We start from the raw sequence: 936 nt of genomic DNA, 5'->3' as shown, positions 1-936 counted from the left end.
CGGCGAGCGTATGCGCCAGGATGACCGTGCGCTGGACCGGCACGCCGGAAAAATGCGCGGCTTCGGCATTCTCCCCGACCGAAGCGACGTAGCGGCCAAAGATGGTCCGCGACAGAAGCAGCCACACCGAAGCGGTCAGCAGGACCCAGAACAGCACCGGCGTCGGAACCGACAGGAATTTCGTGTTGTATAGGTCGTTGAACAGCTTCGGCACATCGCCGGGCGGATTGCCGCTCGACAGGAACTGCACCAGCCCGACCAGGATGATGCTGACCGCCAGCGTGACGATGACCGCCGACACCCGCCGGTTGCCGATCATGAAGCCGTTGAACAGGCCGATGACGAGGCCGGTGGCGAGCGCCAGCACGACGAAGAAAGGCATCGACGCGCCGGGGAAAGTGCCCGACGAGATGAAATAGTTGATGAGCAGGATGATGCCGCCGCCAGAGAGGTCGATCGACTTCACCCGCATGACGACGAGCTGCCCCAGCACCAGGATGCCGAGCGGCACGATCTGCCTGACGAAGATGCCCATGATGTTGAGGTTGAGCATGTTCGGCCGCGCGATCCACAGCGTCGCCAGCAGCACGATGAAGACAAAATAGGACGGCGGGATGCGCAGCAGACGCCGGGCGATCGGATTTGCGAGAACGGCGGCCATCGCTCAGAGCCCCATTTTCTTGCGGGATTGCAACCCGACCACCGCCAGCAGGATGCCGCCCTTGATCGCTGTCTGAACAAAGGGCGAGACGTTGGCGAGGTTCATGCCGTTAGCCAGCAGCGCCATGACCAGCGCGCCGATCACTGTGCCGTGCAGGCTGCCGATGCCGCCGGAGAGCTGGGTGCCTCCGAGCGCCACGGCGGTGACGGTATCGAGTTCGAAAAGCAGACCGACATTCGGATCGCCCGACACGATGCGCCCGGCCAGGAAGACAC

1 protein-coding gene and 1 pseudogene are annotated in these 936 nt (G+C 63.6%); both read right to left on the bottom strand.

Annotated elements, in window-relative coordinates:
• The coding region (locus EN749_RS36440) for an ABC transporter permease (RefSeq protein WP_145991207.1) at positions 1 to 661 on the bottom strand (661 nt) is incomplete at its 3' end.
• A gap of 3 nt (positions 662 to 664) precedes the next feature.
• Positions 665 to 936: pseudogene (locus tag EN749_RS36435) on the bottom strand (ABC transporter permease); the annotation flags it as partial.

This window comes from Mesorhizobium sp. M7A.F.Ca.ET.027.02.1.1 (genome assembly GCF_004022985.1).
GTDB lineage: Bacteria > Pseudomonadota > Alphaproteobacteria > Rhizobiales > Rhizobiaceae > Mesorhizobium.
This window is presented reverse-complemented; position numbering and strand designations above follow the sequence as displayed.